This is a genomic window from Nannocystis exedens, assembly GCF_002343915.1.
In the GTDB taxonomy this organism is placed as follows: Bacteria; Myxococcota_A; Polyangia; order Nannocystales; family Nannocystaceae; genus Nannocystis; species Nannocystis exedens.
Genome location: NZ_NETK01000001.1, coordinates 9234840 through 9251587 on the forward strand (window position 1 = coordinate 9234840; position 16748 = coordinate 9251587).

Here is a 16748-nt window from a genome sequence, read left to right on the forward strand (position 1 = left end):
CGCCCGTCAGCCCGGCAGCAGCGCGGGCCGTGGCCGCACTCGTGGGGTCTGGAGCGACGGCCACGACCCGTGCGGCACGGTGCAGGAGGGTCTGCTGCCGGGCGCGAATTCATCGCCGACGAACGATCGCCGCGACGCGGCCGATCGACTCGCCGGAGGTCGGTACTTCACCGGCCGCCATGACCTCCGCCCTCGTCCCGCGCCGCTCCCTCGCTCCGTTCGCCGCCGCGCTGCTCGCCGCGCTGCCGGCGAGCGCCGTCGCTCAGGCCCCCTCGCGCACCGGTCCTTCGGGACAGGTCACCTCCGAAGGCCCCGCGCCGGCGCCTGCGGTGGCGTCCACGACCGCGGCGGCGCCGGGCACGGGCTCGACCGCGACGACCGCCGCCCGCTGCCAGGACGCGCGCGAGGTGGCGTGGATCCGCCGCTGCCGGCCCGAGCGCAACACCTTCGAGCTCGGCGCCTTCGCGGGAGTTTTTCTCACCGGCGGCAGCGCGCACGAGCTGTTCGACCCGCACCGCCAGCTGGCGTCGCTGCAGGACGGCGACCCCGACAGCGTGTTCTTCGAGCCGTACCGCGCGGCGGCGCCGCAGTTCGGCGGGCGCGTCGGCTTCTACCCGCTGGCGTTCCTCGGCGGCGAGGTCGAGGCGGCGGCCATGCCGACGCGGATCGTCGTCGACGGCGAGCCGCGCGACCGCGCGATCCTCTTCAATTTCCGCGGCAACCTGATCGCGCAGCTGCCGTTCTGGCGCGTCGCCCCGTTCGCGCTGGTCGGCGGCGGCGGCCTCGGGACCACCGGCGCGCTCGGGCACGACATCGATCAGTCGGTCCACTTCGGCGGCGGGGTCAAGCTGTTCCTGTCGCACCGCGCGCTGCTGCGGCTCGATGTCCGCGACGTGGTGGCGGCGCGGCGCCGGGTCGACGCGGGCGCGGTCAGTTACCCGGAGATCCAGCTCGGCGTGTCGGCGCTGCTCGGGCGCGAGTCGCCGGCGAAGCGCCCGGAGAAGGACAGCGACGGCGACGGCTTCCTCGACCGCGCCGACGCTTGCCCGTTCGAGCCCGGGATCGCGCCGGACGGGTGCCCCGAGCGCGATCGCGACGGAGATGGCTTTTTGGACAGCGGCGACCTCTGCCCCGACGTCCCCGGGATCGCGCCGGACGGGTGCCCCGAGCGCGACCGCGACGGAGATGGCTTTTTGGACAGCCAGGACCGCTGCCCCGACGTCCCCGGGGTCGCGCCGGACGGGTGCCCGATCCCCGACAGCGACGGCGACGGGATCCTCGACGACGTCGATCCGTGCGTCCACGAGCCCGAGACCCGCAACGGCCTCAAGGACGACGACGGCTGCCCCGACGACCTCGACCCGGTGCGGCCCATCATCGGCGTGATCCGCGGGATCTACTTCGACCTCGACAAGGACACGATCAAGCCGCGCTCGCGGCCGGTGCTCGACCGGGCGGTGCGGGTGCTGGCAGAGCACACCAGCCTGAAGATCGAGATCTCCGGCCACACCGACAGCACCGGCGGGCTGGCCTACAACCGCGACCTGTCGCGCCGCCGCGCGGAGGCGGTGCGCCGCTACCTCGTCGAGCACGGCATCGACGCCGATCGCATGACGACGCGCGGCGCCGGCCCCGACGAGCCGCTCGACACCAACCGCACGGCGGCGGGCCGGGCCAAAAATCGCCGGATCGAGTTCATGATCCTGGTGCAGTGATTGCTCGTGCAGCGTCCGTCGCAAGCCGGGCGCGAGAGGCACCGACTGCGATGATTCGGCGCGGACGGGCGGATTTGAAGCACCTGTCCAGGAGGACAGGTGGGTCCAGGTCCCGCCGGTTCGCGCGCGTAGGGCGGTTCTCGGCGCCCTACACGAGTTGCTCGCCGCTCGTCCGCGCGCCGCCACGAGCGGCGGCAGCGGGCCCCGGCGCTCCGCCGAGGCAGCGCTCGCTTGCCCCTGTGGAGCCGCCGGGCCGCCGGGCCGTCACCAGCTCGCGCCGAGGTGGTAGTAATTGCCGCCGACGACCTCCTCGCGGTACTTGGCGTCCGCGGTGCTCGTCGAGCGATACGCGAGGCCGAAGTTGTTTTGAATGTTGCTGAGGGTGTAAAACGGCGAGCCCCAGACGCCGGCTGCGATCTGCATCCGCAGGCGCATCGTCGTCGCGGCGGTCCCGCTGATCAGGCACGCGATCAGGGCGCGCTGCTTCGAGCTGCCGCTCTCGATGGTGACGCCGTTGAAGTAGCCGGAGGTGGTCTGGTTGGTGCTGCCGAAGCCGCTGGACCAGTCGTCCCAGAAGTCCTCGAACTCGGTCGGCAGCTGGCACATCTCCGACGAATCGTCGATCTCGCGCCAGAGCTGCAGCTCGCGGGGGGCCGTCGGCACCCGCCCGTCGGCGGCCAGGCGGGCGTGGTCCTCGACCAGCGCCCGCGGCGCGGCCCCTGTCGGGGACAGCGCGAGGAAGACCTCGAGCGGCGACGCGTCGGCGGCGTCGAACAGGGCCAGGGCGCGGCGACCCTCGGGCCCGATCGCCACCACCCCGATCGTGGGTTCGCCGGTGATCTCCGACTCGTCGAGGAACTCGATCTTTCCCGGGGCGTCGCTGTCGATCGCCGCGATCACCGGATTGTCGGCCTCGACGAAGTCGTCGTCCTCGTCGGCGAGCGGCTGCAGCCATTCGGTGCGCTCGGCGCTCTCGGGCGCGGCGGGATCACAGCCGGCCATCGAGGCGGCGAGGACGGCGAATGCGGGGAGAATCAACGTATGGACATTCATCACGATCGCGACTCCTGGTGGGCGACGCGTCGATGCGCACTCGGGGGCTCCGGGGCGCATCACGCTGTCTCACCGCGGGTCGTGACCGCCGCGCCGGGGAGGTTCACGCGAATCGTCGGCCCGGTCGCGGGCCGGATCCGCGCGCCCGTGTCGGGCCGGCGGCTCGCGCGGTACGATGGCCACGGTGATGGCGAACGCGGTCATCCCCGGGCCCCCGGTCGAGGACGCAGTGTCGGCTCGCTTCGTCGCGCCGCGGCCGCTGGTCATCGGCGACGTCGGGCCGGTCGACGTCGCGTTCGATCGGACCCTCGGGCGGCAGGTCGCGTTGCGCGAGCCGAGACTCGCCGGCCCGGCGCAGCTCCGCGAAGTACAGGCGCAGGCCGGGCTCGCGCACCCCGGGGTCGCGCGGATCTTCGAGGTGGTCCGGACCGACGGGCGGATGCTCGTCGTGATGGAGTGGATCCGCGGCGACACGCTGCGAGCATGGCGAGCGTCGCAGGCGCGGCCGCGCTGGCGAGCGGTGCTCGAGCACTTCGTCGCGGCCGGCGAGGGGCTCGCGGCGGCGCATGCCGTGGGCCTGATTCACGGCGCGTTCGGCCTCGACAGCGCGGTCGTCGACGCGTCCGGGCGCGTCCGGGTGCTCGCCTGCGCCGCGGCGCTGCGCGAGGACGCGGAGGACGAGGCGGACAGGGTGGCGACGCCGGCGGACGACGTGCGAGGGCTGTGCGCGGCGCTGGCGGAGGCGCTGGGCGGCGTGCGGGCGCCGGGGTGGCTGCGGCGGATCGCCGCGCGCGGGCAGGAGCCGGCGCCGCCGTGGGGGTCGATGGCAGCGCTGCTCGCGGCGCTGCGGGCCGCGCGGGCGCGACGGCGGAGACTCGTGGTGGCGGCCCTGGGCGCCGCGATCGCCGGCGGCGCGATCGGGCTGACGCGGAACCTGACGAGCGACTCGGGCCGCTGCGACGCCGCGACGACGGCGTTGGTGGGGATCTGGGACGACGCGCGCCGGGAGGAGGTCCGGCGCGCGCTGCTCGGCAGCGGCGCGGGGGCGGCCGAAGCGGTGTGGCCGCGGGTCCGCGCGCGCCTCGACGCCTATGCGGCCGGGTGGAGCCGGGCGTACGCCGAGGTCTGCGCTGCGGGCGAGCGCGGCGACGCCGAGCGCCTGGTCGACCGGTCGATGGCCTGCCTGGGCCGCCGCCGCGCCTCGCTGGCGGCGCTGGTCGACGTGCTCGGCCAGGCCGACGCGGCGACGGCCCTCAAGGCGAGCGCGGCGGCCGAGGCCTTGCCCTCGGTGGCCGCCTGCACCGATGTCGCGGCCCTGCGAGCCGCGGCCCCGCCGCCCGACGATCCGGCGCGGGCGGAGGCGGTGGAGCGGCTGCGCGAGCAGCTCGCGCGGGGGCAAGCGCTCGCGGACGCGGGCCAGTCGGCGGCCGGGCTGGCGCGGGTCGAGTCGGTGCTGGCCGCGGCCCAGCCGCTGGGATACGAGCCGCTGGTGGCAGAGGCGAAGCTGCAGAAGGGGCGGATGCTGATCGACGCGTGGCGCGTCGACGAGGCCGCGGAGGCGCTGTCCGACGCGGTCTGGGCGGCCCTGCCGACGCGGCTCGACGACATCGCCGCGGAGGCGCTGGCGCGGCGGATCTACGCGCTGCGGGCGGTGCCGGCCCGGCGACCGGAGCTGCACGCCGACGTCGCGCTCGTCGAGGCGCTGACGGCCCGGCTCGGGCCGCACGGGCGGTGGATCGAGGGCGAGCTGCGCAACAACCTCGGCACGCTGTACACCGCCGAGGGACGGCCCGAGCTGGCCCAGCGGGCCTTCGAGCGGGCGCTGGCGATCAAGGCCGAGGTGTTCGGCGCGGACCACCCGCAGTACGCCCACTCGCTGAACAACCTCGGCTCGGTGCTCCTCGCCCAGGGCCGGCTCGAGGCGGCGCGAGCCCACTTCGAACGGGCGACGGCGCTGCTGCGCGCGGCCTTCGGACCGCACCACCCGCAGGTCGCGCTCGGCCTCAACAACATCGCCGCGACGTACATTCAGGCGGGCGACTGGGCGGGGGCGGAGCCGTACGTCGAGGCCTACTACGAGGCGCTGGCGAGCGCCTTCCCGGACGGGGCCGAGCTGGTGTGGCCGCGGCTGCTCGTCGCCCGCCTCCATCAGGAGCAGGGGCGCTTCGCCGCCGCACGGGCGCACGCCGACGCGGCGCGGTCGCTCGCCGTGCGGCGCGGCGACGCGATCGGCGTGGTCCGCACGGAGGTCGCGCGCGCGCACCTCGAGCTCGCGGCCGGGGCCGTCGACGTGGCCGACGCGATCTTCCGCGGGATCGTCGCGCGGCCGGGCGCGCTGCAGGTCGACGACGATCTGCGGTTGACCGCCCTGCGCTTCGCGCTCGCCAGGGCGCTGTGGGACCGACCTGCCGAGCGCTCGCGGGCCCTGGAGCTGGCGGCGACCGCCGCGTCGAGCTTCCGCGCCTACGCGCCCTACACGGCGGCCGAACTGGCGGAGGTCGAGGCGTGGCGACGCGCACACGAAGTCGTCGCGCGGTGACGCGTTCGCACCGGCGATCCGCGTGAACCTCCGGGGCCCGAGCGGCACTACCGGCGCTGACGATGCCTTCCTTCGACCGAACCTCTTCCCTTGCTCACCTCACCGATTTTACCGCGCGGCTGTCCGCGCTCGCGGTCGGCCTTGGCCTCGCCGTCGCGTGCGACCGCGACGACCTCGTGTCCGCAAATGGCGCCGACGCCGTCGAGTTCCGCACCTGCTTGCCAGGGAGCTGTCAGCCCGGCTGCATCTGCCCCGGCAACGGCTCGATCTTGACGATGGGGTCGTACAGCGCGATCGACCTGAATGGGCAGTTCTTCGAGAACGCGATACTTCAGGGCATGACGCTGGAGGGATCGGCCGTGACGAACTTCAGCGCCCCGGCCGGGATGCCCCAGGGGACGCACCAGGGGGTCCTCAAGTCGGGCGAGGATCTGATCGGCATGAAGTTCTTCATCACCGAGGGCGAACGCCGTCGGACCTTCCAGCTGGTCTTTGTGGACGAGGACGACAGCGAATTGCCGGCGCACCGGGTCATGTTCAACGAGATCGACGTCGGGCCGATGTGCTGGACCGAGGAGGGCGAGGCGGACTGGGTCTCGCTGATCGAGGATGTCTGGTGGGACCCGAGCGGCGCTCGGAACGAGCGCCCGAACACCCTGACCTTCGCCTGCAACCGCGGAGCGATCGCCAAGGCGATCCACGCCTGGACGTACAACGTCTACCATGACGCGATCGTCCCGTACCACCAGGCGGCGGTGCGGATGATCCGGGCCGACTACTGCGGCGACGGCGAGGCCTTCACCGAGGCCGGCACCATGATCTCGTGGTCCGACACGCTGTTCCACCCCGACAACGGCTTCGGCCCGATCGAGGCGGTGTGGGACGAGCACGGCGCGGTCTGTCTCAACACGCCGCGTTTGGTCCCGCGCGCGGACGTCGAGGCGCACTGCGGGCCGATCCCGACGTGCGCCGGGGTCGACGAGCTGGCCGACATCGACGCGCTCGGCGGCCTCGTGCTCAGCCGCGCCCCCTGAGCCGCGCGGCAGGCTCCACGTGGCCACCGGGCGCGAGTGTTCGACGGCGGTCCGATGCCGGGCGACCTCCAGGAGCTGCCCGCCGTGGACAGGTCCCGCGGCGCTCGCTAGGCTCCCGGCATGGCCACCGATAGCGAGCTGTTCGCAGCCTGGCAGGCCGGCGACGCCGAGGCGGGGGATGAGCTGGTCGGCCGTCACTTCGCGGCCGTGGCCCGGTTCTTCCGCAACAAGGTCGCGACCGGCGGCGAGGACCTCATTCAACACACCTTCCTCGGCTGCCTCGAGGCCCGGGCGCGCTTCCGCCAGGAGTCGAGCTTCCGCACCTTCCTGTTCTCCATCGCGCGCAACGTCCTGCTGGCGCACCTGCGGACGCTCCGACGCGCCCACGACCGGCAGGTCGACTTCGGGGTCAGCTCGCTGTTCGACCTCGACCCGTCGCCGAGCCAGATCGTCGCGCGCGAGCAGGAGCAACAGCTGCTGCTCGACGCGCTGCGTCGGCTCCCGGTCGATCTCCAGCTCGCGCTCGAGCTGTTCTACTGGGAGGGGCTGCCGCTCGCCGAGCTCGCGCAGGTGCTCGAGGTGCCGCCGGGCACCGTCAAGAGCCGGCTGTTCCGCGCCCGCCAGCAGCTGAAGGAGCAGCTCGAGCAGCTCGCGCGCACGCCCGCGCTGCTGCGGGACACGCTCGAGCGGATCGACGCGCTCGATCGTGCGGCCGCCGAACGTGGCGCCTGAGCCCGCCTCCCGTGGACCCCGCCGGCCCCGACGCGGAGCGCGAACAGCCGGGCGACCTGGCGTCGTCCCCGGGGCTGCCGCAGCGCCCGGAGGAGGACGACGCGCTCGAGGCCCGGCGCATGCTGGCCGCGGTCCGCCGGGGCCTGTTCGGCAAGTCGGTCCCCGAGGTGCATGTCGGCCGCTTCGCGCTGCGCCGGCAGCTCGGCTGCGGCGGGATGGGGGTCGTCTACGAGGCGTGGGACCCCGAGCTCGGGCGCGCCGTCGCCGTCAAGGTGCTGCGCCCCCGCTCCGACGCCGCGCGGAGCCCTGAACACCGCGCGCGGCTCGAGCTCGAGGCGCGCGCGATGGCGCGGCTGCAGCACCCGAACGTGCTGACCGTGTACGAGGTCGGCGAGGCCGACGGTCGGACCTTCGTGGCGATGGAGCTGGCGACCGGCGGGACGCTGCGGGCGTGGCTCGCGACGCCGCGGTCGTGGCGGGCGGTCGTCGAGCGCTTCGTCGAGGCCGGCCGCGGGCTGGCGGCGGCGCACACCGCCGGGCTGGTCCACCGCGACTTCAAGCCGGAGAACGTGTTCATGCACGGCCACACGGCGCGCGTCGGCGACTTCGGCCTGGCGCGGCAGGACGGCAGCGACGAGCCGACCGACCCGGAGCCGCTGCAGGCCGGCGTCGATCCGCGATGGACGCGGACCGGCACGACCCTCGGGACGCCGGCCTACATGGCCCCCGAACAGTGGGAGCGCGCCACCGTCGACGCCCGCGCCGATCAGTTCAGCTTCTGCGTCGCGCTGTACGAGGCGCTTTACGGCGCGCGGCCGGTCGTCGCCGGCGTGCCGGATCTCGGGGTCGTCGCCGGCGCGACGGCGGTGGTGCCCGCGCCGCCGCGGTGGCTGCGAGCGGCGCTCGAACGCGGCCTCCAGCGGCGCCCTGAACAGCGCTGGCCGACGATGCACGCGCTGGTCGCCGAGCTCGAGCGCGGCCTGCAGCGCGGCCGCCGGCGGGCGTGGCTGGCGGCCGGGCTGACCTCGCTCGCGCTGGCGGTCGGCGTCGTGCTCACGGGTCGCGGGCGGATCGATTGCGCGGGCGAGGGCGCGCGGGTGGAGGCGCACTGGAACGCGGCCCGGGCGGCCGCGCTGCAGGCGGGGCTGGCCGCGACCGGCGTCCCCTACGCAGAGGCGAGCGGGCGCGCCGTGGCGGCGATCCTGGACGCCCGCGCCGGCGCCTGGCGAGCGGCCCGGGTCGAGGCGTGCCAGGCCTGGGCCGACGGCGCGCGCTCGGATTCGCTGTACGCCCGCCAGGTCGCGTGCCTCGAGCGGCGGCTCGGCGAGTTCGGCGCGACGATCGAGCTGCTCGTCGACGCCGACGAGCAGGTCGCGGCCGGGGCGGTCGAGGCGGCGGCCGGGCTCCGCGGGCTCGAGCGCTGCCAGGACGCCGAGGCGCTGCTCGCCGGCGACGCGACGGTGACGATCGACTCGCTCGCCGACGTGCAGGCGCTCGCCGGGCTCGACCGGGCGCGCGCGTGGCTTCGTCTCGGCGTACCCGCCCGGGCGCGCGCAGGCGCCCTCGCAGCGCTGTCCCGGACCCCGGCGCGCATGCCGGCGTCGGCGGAGGCGCACACGCTCGTCGGCAGGGCGGCCGCGGACCTCGGCGAACTCGCGGAGGCCGAGCTCGCGCTGGCCGAGGGGTTTCGTCGCGCTTATGCGACCGGAGCCGACGAGGTCGCAGCCGAGGCGGCGACGGCGATGCTCGGCGTCGTCGGGGGACGTCCCGGTGCCGACGCGCTCGTGCTCCGGTGGGCCCGACACGCCCGGGTGGCGGTCCGTCGCGCCGGGCTGGGCGCGGCCGAGGAGGTCGCCGTCGATGACGCGACGGCGAAGGCGTCGCTGTCGCGCGGCGATCTCGACGCTGCCGAGGCTGCGCTGCGAGCGGGGCTGGGGCGCGCCTCGGCGGGTGGGCTCGCCGACGACCTCCGCCTCGCCCCGCTGCACGCGCTGAGCGGCGAGCTGCACCGCCGCGCGGGTCGATCGAGCCAGGCCCGCGCGGCGTGGCAGCGAGCGCTCGACCTGCTCGCGCCGCAGCTCGGCGAGACGCACCCGCGGGTCCTCGCGCTGCGCGAGCGGATCGCGTCCCTCGCGCGCTGAGCAGGCCGCGAGCGCTCGAGCGAGTCCGGGCGCGGCGAGGAGGCCCTGCGGGCTCGACAGCGGGGCGCCGCGGGTGCTCCTGCAACCGGAATGCAGGTGCAAGAACTCTGGCCCCGGGGACAGGTCCACGGCGCCCGCAGGCGCCTACGGCAGGTTCTTGAACTGCGCGCCGGCGAACCACGCCTCGATGGCGCTCGACTCGGCGTCGAACACGTCCGGCAGGCCCTCGGCGCTGACGACGAACACGTGGTTGCCGGCGGTCTGGACGAGCTCGCGCTTGCGGATCTCGCCCATGCTCGCGTGGGTGGCCGAGATCCGCAGCTCGTGCCCGGGCTTGCCGGCGCGGGTGGTCGCCTTCGACTCGGTGACCTCGAACTTCTGGAACAGCTTCTGGTACGTCGCCGGGAACACGTCTGTGGCCAGCTGCTCGGGGCTGCGGACCTGGTCGGGCGGGACCACGTAGTCCTTGGCCAGCAGGAAGAAGAAGCGCGCCCGGTCGGTGCGCCGGCACTTGATCAGCGTCGCCTCCTGACCGGGCTCGGTCGCGGTCTGCTCGACGCACTCCCAGCCGTCGCCCGCCGGCCGGGGGCCGCGACCAGGCCGTCCTTGCTGGCGAACAGCCCGGGGTCGGCCGCGGCGGCCGGTCCGGGCGGGGTGGCGGGCGCCGACTTGGATGTCTCTGCGGGCATGGCGGAAGGACCAGGTTGTCCGCCGTCGCACGCGGCGGCCAGGAGGACAGGGAGGATGACGCGCGCGCGGAAGAGACCCATGGACCGTCGATACTGGACCGTACGGTCGCAGCGGGTCAAGCGGAGCGGCCTGGCTCGAGTACGTCGGCGCACGTCCTCGCGCGTCACGCGGCCGAGCCCATCGGCCGCCCGCGCGGGCCCGCGATCCGAGGCTGCGGCCGGCGAGCGTCGGCGGCGAGCGTCACCGACCTCAGCAGCACGGCCCTGTGCTGCTCCGGCGCGTGCCGATGGTGATCGGCTTCCACGGGGCTCACGCGATCGTGCGGCTCGTGCGCGGAGCGCTGCGGGGCGGCGCCACGCCATGATGGTCGCGGAATCATGGCCCCGTGTCCCGGCGACCGGTGACTTCGACGACGCCCCGGATTACCCCCACGAATTCACCCGGGGGATTCATCCAGGGGATGCCGTCGCGGACCGCTCTCGGCCGCGACTGGACGTGGGTCTCGGACCTCGACGGCATCTCGACGGTGGGGTCGGCGGCCGGGTTTATGCCCTGGAGGCCAGGGCCGACTTCGAGGCTGATCGCCTGGCGAGCGGGAGACGCCCGCCTGACCTGCGACGCGCCGAGCGTGGTCGATGACGAGATGAGCGGGGGCGGCTGACGCATCACGGCGCCTGGACCTCGCAGAATTGCGACGCCCTCCAGTGTCCGATCCGGGTCGGGCTCGTCGGGGACGATGTCGCGCAGCGCGTGACGGGTGATGCCCGACCATGTGGCTGCAGCCTCGGCGGCGGCGCTGCTCCTGCCGCGGCTGTGGCCGCGCTCGCGTGGCGCCTACAGGACCGCCGCCAGCACCTGCATCGCGCCGACCAGGGCGATGACGGTCGCCGCGGCGATCTGCAACTTCTGACTGACGCGCAGGTACAGCAGCGCGCCGCAGCCGGCGAGCGCGCCGCCGAGGACCAGGCCCAGCGGGACGCCCGCGAGGCTCAGCTGGACGATCCGGAGCGCCAGCAGGGCCTCCAGGACGCTCGCCCCCAGGGCGATCGCCGGCACCAGGCGCTTGCCGGCGCGCAGGAACAGGAGCAGCGACGCGGCCACCACCACGAAGACGAGCGCTGTATCGACGGTCATCGCCCGACTCTACCCACGTCCCGCAGCGCTGTCGTTGGGGGTGCCGGTCCGCGTCCCTGGGGCGTGCCCGCCGCCGTGCCGTCGGGGCTCGGACATGACCCACGCTCCAAGGAGCTTGACAGGCGCGAGAGAATTGACGCGTGGAGCGGCCGCCGTCTCGCTGGGCGCGGGAGCGCAGGATCGTCGGGCGACGGCGACCCAGTTCCTTCACTCGGGCCAGCCGAAGGCGGCGGCGTCGGCCGGGGACGTCCGTCGACGATGAGGCCCGAAGGTGAGCCGATGGATCGAGCGCCCGAGATTGCAAGGACGGCGGCCGGCCGCCGCACCCCCACGGACGGTGGGAGCGGAGGGGTTTCACGAGCGGCCGGCGCCGCTGCGATGGACTGCTCGAGATCCGCCGGTCGCGGGCGTACCGACGGCCTCGGCGAGCTCGACATCCGAGCCCTCGCTCGACCCGGCCGCGGGCGCGCAGGGGAGCGCGCGACCGACGAGGCGGCCGCGCCGACGAAGGCTCGGCGAGCTGGCCGAAAGATCAGCCGCCGCCGCCGAAGCAGCTGAGCTCGGGCGGGAAGGTGTACTTTTCGACGGTCACGTCGAAGGTGGCGTGGAGCTGCTCGTCGTGGGGCGGGTTGCCGCCGTGGACGGTGGCGCCGAGCTCCCCGGCGTAGTGATCGCCCGTGCTGTCGGTCAGGGTGATGAAGCCGTCCGAGCCGATGAGGTCGACGATATAGGTGTAGCCGCCGTCGACGGTCGAGAGCCACTCGACGGCGACGAGGCTGGCGACGTCGCCCGAGCCGTCGACGGCGAAGTCGACGCGCAGCGACTCGAAGGCGCCGTCGACCTCGCGCACGGACTTGAGGGTGACGGTGCGGCTGCCGTCCTCGGCGTCGGCGTAGATACCGAAGCCGCCCATGTCGATCGGGAAGCTCGCGGTCTTGCCGAGGAGCTCGAGCTCGAGCGTGCCGCCGCCGAGGCCGGAGGTGCTGTCCGGATACTTGTAGGTGCCGCGGAGGGTGACGAAGGTGCCGAGCTGGTAGAAGCTCTGGGCGATCGTGGTGTCGGTGACGTCGCAGGCCTCGACGATCCAGAACGCCTCGTCCTCGGGGACGTGACGCGCGAGGGAGATCCGGTGGTCGGTGACGGGGCGCGGCAGGATGAGCTCGACCGGCTGGTCGAAGGCGAGGTCGTCCGGGGTGAAGCGGAACACGGGCGAGGCGAACTCCTGCTCGAACGGCGGCTCGGCGGGCGGCTCGATGACCTCGATGCCGAACACGACGTCCTCGGCGACCGCGCCCGCTGGGACCCGCAGGGTGGCGCCGCACAGGGTGAGCTCGCCGCCGGCGGGGCCGAACGCCTCGCTCACCGGCGGGCACTCCTGGCCGGCGGTGGTGGTGTCGACGCCGGTGGTGTCGAGGGTGGTGGCGGTGTCGCTGCCGGTGGTGTCGAGGGTGGTGGCGGTGCCGCTGCCGGGGGTGTCGCCGCCCGTCGTGGTGGTCGGCGAGTCGACGGTGGTCGAGGAACCGGTCGACGAGGTCGTGAGATCGGTGTCGCTCGCGCTGCCGGCCGTCGTGGCGCCAGGATCGGTGCATCCGGCGACGACGAAGCAGAGGGAGGCGAGGAGGGTGAAGCGATGCGTAAGGGGCATGCGTCGCTTGTAGCCGACGAGCGGTCCGCGGGCACGGCGCCACGCGCACGTGCGGCGTCCGGGACGTCGCGTTCGCGTCGTCGAGATCGCCGCGCGAGTCGCTCGAGCGAGGCGGGCGAGCCCGTGCGGACGCGAGGGCGAGCGCGGACGGGGAGGTGTCCCGAAGGACATGTCGACGACAGCTGTCCGCGGCGAGTGTGACGGCGCGGCGTCGAGCGGCGATGTGAGCTCGCGGACGGCGGCGCGCTGGAGAAATTCCGCGTCGGCGAGCCGGTCCGGGCGAGGGCGCGATGTTGCCCCGAGCGGTCGATGGAGGATGTCCCCGGGGACAGGTGGCAGCGGCGCGAGCGGGTGGCGCGAGTCGAGCAGGGCGCGGCATGGGCGGAGGGGGCTCGCGCGGGCAAAGGAAGATGTCCGCGGGGACAGGTGGCCAGCGGCGCGAGCGGGTGGCGCGCGTCGAGCAGGGCGCGGCATGGGCGGAGGGGGCTCGCGCGGGCAAAGGAAGATGTCCGCGGGGACATGGGGCCAGCGGCGCGAGCGAGTCGCGCGCGTCGAGCCGGGCGCGCCATGGGCGGAGAGGGGGATGGTGAAGATGCCCTTTGGGGCAGGTTGTCAGGGGCGAGCCAGCGGACTGCGACGGGGGGCCGGCGGCGTCGAGCACGAGAAGGCCCGCGTCGGCGCGACGCGGGCCCGGGGGGCGAAGCCTGGGGGGCGCGAGGGGAGCGGCGCCTGCGAGGGCATCGCCCCGCGGCGATGTGCCCCTCGCCTGGGCGCGAGGCTCACGGGGCGAAGAAGTTGTGGGCGATGTACGGGGTGCCGAAGCCGTTGACGCCGTTGGAGAGGGCGACCCAGACGTCGGCGCTCTGGTCCTGGGTGAAGGCGATCAGGTCGTCGAGGCCGTCGCCGTTGACGTCGCCGGTGGTGAGGGTGTCGTTCCAGTCGCCGAAGGACGAGTTCCACAGCGCGGAGGCGAAGTTGTGGGTGCCGTTGGAGATGCCGACGTAGACGTCGTAGGCGCGGGTGAAGGTGGCGATGTCGGCGCGGGCGTCGCTGTTGAAGTAGCCGACTGCGGGGACCTCGCCGGCGGGGGCGAACCAGTTGTTCCACACGCCGGCGGCGCCGAAGCTGCCGCCGGTGGAGAGGGCGACGATGGCCTGGGCGCCGTTCATGCCCTGCGTGAAGGTGATGAGGTCGGCGCGGCTGTCGGCGTTGACGTCGGCGAGCATCGGGGTCTCGCCCTCGGGGGCGAAGTACTCGTGCCATCTGGTCTTGGGACCGAAGCCGGTGCCGGTCGAGAGCATGACGTGGACGTCGCCGGTGCCGTCGGCGGAGAACAGCACGGCGTCGTCGCGGCCGTCGCCGTTGACGTCGGCGACGCGGCCGATGTCGTCGATGTCGGCGGTGCCGACGCTGCTGCTGTAGACGGCGCCGTTGAAGTCGTGGCCGCGCGAGAGGGCGACCCACACCTGGCTCTCGCTGAAGGCCCAGATGTCGTCGCGGCCGTCGCCGTTGAAGTCGCCGATGGCGCCGGTGTGGCCGCGGTGGGCCCACCAGTCCTGCCACAGCTGACCGGCGCCGAAGCTGCTGCCGTTGGAGAGGGCGACGTAGACGTCGAGCGGGCCGGTGCCCGCGTCGCCGTGGGTGAAGGTGATGATGTCGTCGCGGCCGTCGCCGTTGGCGTCGCCGACGAGCGGGGTCTCGTGGATGACGCTGCGCAGCCACCGGTGCAGGCGCTGGCTGGAGATCCTGGTGTAGACGCCGGGCCTGTCCTTGCGCGCACAACCTACGCCCCAGCTGACGACGCCGAACTGCTGCAGGCCGGTGGCGGTCCAGACCATGAGGGGGCCGCCGCTGTCGCCCTGACACGAGTCCTTGCCGCCGTCGACGGGCCCGGCGGCGACGTGCACGGCCGGGTTGAAGCTGCTGCCGTAGACGCCGGCCTGGGCGGCGTAGGCGTCGGCGAGCACGGGGACCTCGACCTCCTGCAGATGGTGGGTGCTCGGACCGCCCTCCCACAGCGCGCCCCAGCCGATCACGGTCGCAAGGCTGCCCGGCCACCACCACGCGCGGTCGCTGCCGGTGTGCGGGGCGGCCAGCTCGATCGGGACGCGCGTCGACGCCGAGGTCAGCTCGAGCAGCGCGAGGTCGTTGTCGAGGTCCCCCGCCTCGGTGTTGTAGCGCGGGTGGACGACGATCCGCGAGACGCTGCGGGTCTCGCCGGCGGTGCTGGTGAGGTCGGTGCGGCCGATGACGGTGGTGAGGCTGCCCGGGGTGCGGCCGTTGACGCAGTGCGCGGCGGTCAGGACCCAGCGCGGGGCGACGAGGCTGCCGCCGCAGAAGTGGCCGCCGGAGAGCTGGATCGAGACCATGAACGGGTACTCGCCCTCGCTGGCCGGGCCGCCGCCGACGATCGTCTGCGGCTTTAAAGCGGTGGTGAGGTCGAGGCCGTCGGTCGAGCCGACGCCGGCCTCGCCGTCGGGCTGTTCCTCGGCCTCGTCACTCTCGAGCTCGAGGGCCTCGTCGGCGCGCAGGTCGTCGGGATCGTCGCAGGCGGGGAAGGCGAGGAGGATGGCGGTGGGGAGGAGGATGCGGTGGTTCATGGCGAGATCTCGTGTGCTTTTCGACATGTTTGTTCGGACATGTGTGAGAGGACACGTGACTCCCCGACGGCCGCGCTGCCCGGGCGGGCGCGGGTCGATGCCGTGCGCGGCCGCTCCGGAGCGAGCGCCTGCGCGAGCCGGGCTGCGCGACGCGGCGGTCGGCGAGGCTCGGTCCTGGTTCGCCGGGTCAACGCCGGCCGGTCGCCATCTTCCCGGGCGACGAAGAATTTTTTTTGCGCTCGCCGGCGCGCCTGAAGGCGGGCCCTCGGTCGTCTCCCGAGGCGGGGACGTCAGCGGTTCAGCGCGAGAGGAGGGCCCGCAGGTGGGCGCGCGAGGCCTGCAGGTCGTGCAGGTGGCCCTTCCAGGCGAAGCCCTTGGGGGCGACGAGGGTGAGGAGGACGCCGGCGAGCACGAGCGGGCGCAGGGCGGAGGGGCGCTGCGGCGCCGGGACGCCGAGCTGGTGGACGAGGGCGTAGAGCAGCGGACCGCCGGCGAGGAAGGCGAACACGCGGGTGGTGTCCTCGGTGAAGAAGGTCGCGGCGAGGGCGAGCGCCTGGGTGACGACGAGGCCGAGGGCGGCCCGCGGGGCGGTGCGGTGGAGCCCGAGCAGCAGCGCGGGCAGCCACACGAGGTGGGCGAAGTAGAGGGTGTAGAGGACCGGCCAGCCGGGCCCGGTCCAGTAGCCGAGCAGGACGGGCAGGGGGTGCCCGGCCGCGGCGGCGAAGCGATCCTCGGCGATGGCGATGCCGCCGAGGTGGAGGGCGAGCTTGCAGGTGACGGCGCCGAGGAGGAGGCCGGCGAGGAGGGCGAGGGCGCGCGGGCGGAGGCGCGGCTCGGCGAAGCCGGACCACAGCACGAGGGCGTCGCCGCAGACGATGAGCCACATCGGCAGGTGGTTCCAGGCGCCGAGGAAGGCGAGGACGGCGACGAGCGCGGGGCGGCGCGCGAACAGCAGGGCGATGGTCAAGCCGTAGGTGAGGGCGTCCGGGTGGCAGGTCCAGGCGTGGGCGATCATCGCGGCGGGGTGGGTGACCGCCACGGCGAGGACCCGCGCGACGTCGGCCAGCGAGAGGCGGCGCGCGGCCGCTGCGACGAGGCGGACGAGGCCGAGCCAGAAGAAGCTCAGGACGAACAGGCGGAACGCGAGGAGGCTGGCGCCGAGGCCGAGCAGGTGGGCGAGGCCGACGTGCAGCAAGGATTCGCGGTAGTAGGGGGCGGGCGCGGCGGGAGCGAACGGCGCGGCGACGAGGCGGTGATAGAAGGCGCCGCCGCTGCCGAGGCCGTAGACGAGGAGGCAGGTGACGATCGCGGCGAGGACGAGCAGCGCGAGCCGCAGGCAGGAGCCGCTCGCGGGATCGTCGGAGGTCGGCACGGCGCTACCGAGGCTAACAGAAATCGAGCGTGTCCGGTGGATGTCCCGGGGGACAGGTGGGGAGGGCGGCCGCGGAGCGCGGTCTCGGATGTC

The 16748-nt window shown here is 74.2% G+C and carries 11 protein-coding genes; 5 read left to right on the plus strand and 6 right to left on the minus strand.

Annotated features, from left to right (window positions below; all coding sequences use genetic code 11):
• Positions 1 to 179 precede the first annotated feature (179 nt).
• On the plus strand, positions 180 to 1715 hold the full coding sequence (locus tag NAEX_RS36120; protein ID WP_096332019.1) for an OmpA family protein: 1536 nt from the start codon (positions 180 to 182) through the stop codon (positions 1713 to 1715).
• A 264-nt stretch (positions 1716 to 1979) separates the two neighbouring features.
• Here the strand turns inward: NAEX_RS36120 and NAEX_RS36125 are convergent, their stop codons facing one another.
• The gene (locus NAEX_RS36125; protein ID WP_143140733.1) at positions 1980 to 2771 is read right to left on the minus strand and encodes a hypothetical protein; all 792 of its coding nucleotides are present in this window, start codon (positions 2769 to 2771) and stop codon (positions 1980 to 1982) included.
• A gap of 184 nt (positions 2772 to 2955) precedes the next feature.
• On the opposite strand from NAEX_RS36125, the gene NAEX_RS36130 reads away from it, so the two are divergent.
• From NAEX_RS36130 to NAEX_RS36145, 4 genes are all read left to right on the plus strand, one after another.
• On the plus strand, positions 2956 to 5307 hold the full coding sequence (locus tag NAEX_RS36130; protein ID WP_143140734.1) for a tetratricopeptide repeat-containing protein kinase family protein: 2352 nt from the start codon (positions 2956 to 2958) through the stop codon (positions 5305 to 5307).
• Between the two features lie 62 nt (positions 5308 to 5369).
• Positions 5370 to 6341 carry an ADYC domain-containing protein gene (locus tag NAEX_RS36135; protein ID WP_096332022.1) on the plus strand — a complete coding sequence of 324 codons (972 nt, stop codon included), beginning with the start codon at positions 5370 to 5372 and terminating at the stop codon, positions 6339 to 6341.
• A gap of 120 nt (positions 6342 to 6461) precedes the next feature.
• Positions 6462 to 7073, plus strand: coding sequence for an RNA polymerase sigma factor (locus NAEX_RS36140; protein WP_096332023.1), 612 nt, complete (start codon positions 6462 to 6464; stop codon positions 7071 to 7073).
• 11 nt (positions 7074 to 7084) lie between these two features.
• Positions 7085 to 9214: a protein kinase domain-containing protein gene (locus NAEX_RS36145; RefSeq protein WP_096332024.1), complete on the plus strand. Its 2130-nt coding sequence runs from the start codon at positions 7085 to 7087 to the stop codon at positions 9212 to 9214.
• 144 nt (positions 9215 to 9358) lie between these two features.
• Here NAEX_RS36145 and NAEX_RS36150 read toward each other — a convergent pair whose 3' ends face one another.
• The 5 genes from NAEX_RS36150 to NAEX_RS36175 all read right to left on the minus strand — a co-directional run bounded on the left by NAEX_RS36150 (position 9359) and on the right by NAEX_RS36175 (position 16655).
• A complete protein-coding gene (locus tag NAEX_RS36150; RefSeq protein WP_096332025.1) occupies positions 9359 to 9934 on the minus strand; it encodes a hypothetical protein in 576 nt (191 codons plus the stop codon).
• 804 nt (positions 9935 to 10738) lie between these two features.
• Positions 10739 to 11038, minus strand: a complete 300-nt coding sequence (locus NAEX_RS36160; protein WP_096332027.1) for a hypothetical protein — start codon at positions 11036 to 11038, stop codon at positions 10739 to 10741.
• Positions 11039 to 11570: 532 nt separating this feature from the next.
• The gene (locus NAEX_RS36165) at positions 11571 to 12683 is read right to left on the minus strand and encodes a hypothetical protein (protein ID WP_096332028.1); all 1113 of its coding nucleotides are present in this window, start codon (positions 12681 to 12683) and stop codon (positions 11571 to 11573) included.
• 779 nt (positions 12684 to 13462) lie between these two features.
• Positions 13463 to 15283: a trypsin-like serine protease gene (locus NAEX_RS36170; protein WP_100793103.1), complete on the minus strand. Its 1821-nt coding sequence runs from the start codon at positions 15281 to 15283 to the stop codon at positions 13463 to 13465.
• 298 nt (positions 15284 to 15581) lie between these two features.
• Complete coding sequence (locus tag NAEX_RS36175) at positions 15582 to 16655, minus strand: hypothetical protein (RefSeq protein ID WP_096332030.1); 1074 nt, start codon at positions 16653 to 16655, stop codon at positions 15582 to 15584.
• Positions 16656 to 16748: the final 93 nt, after the last annotated feature.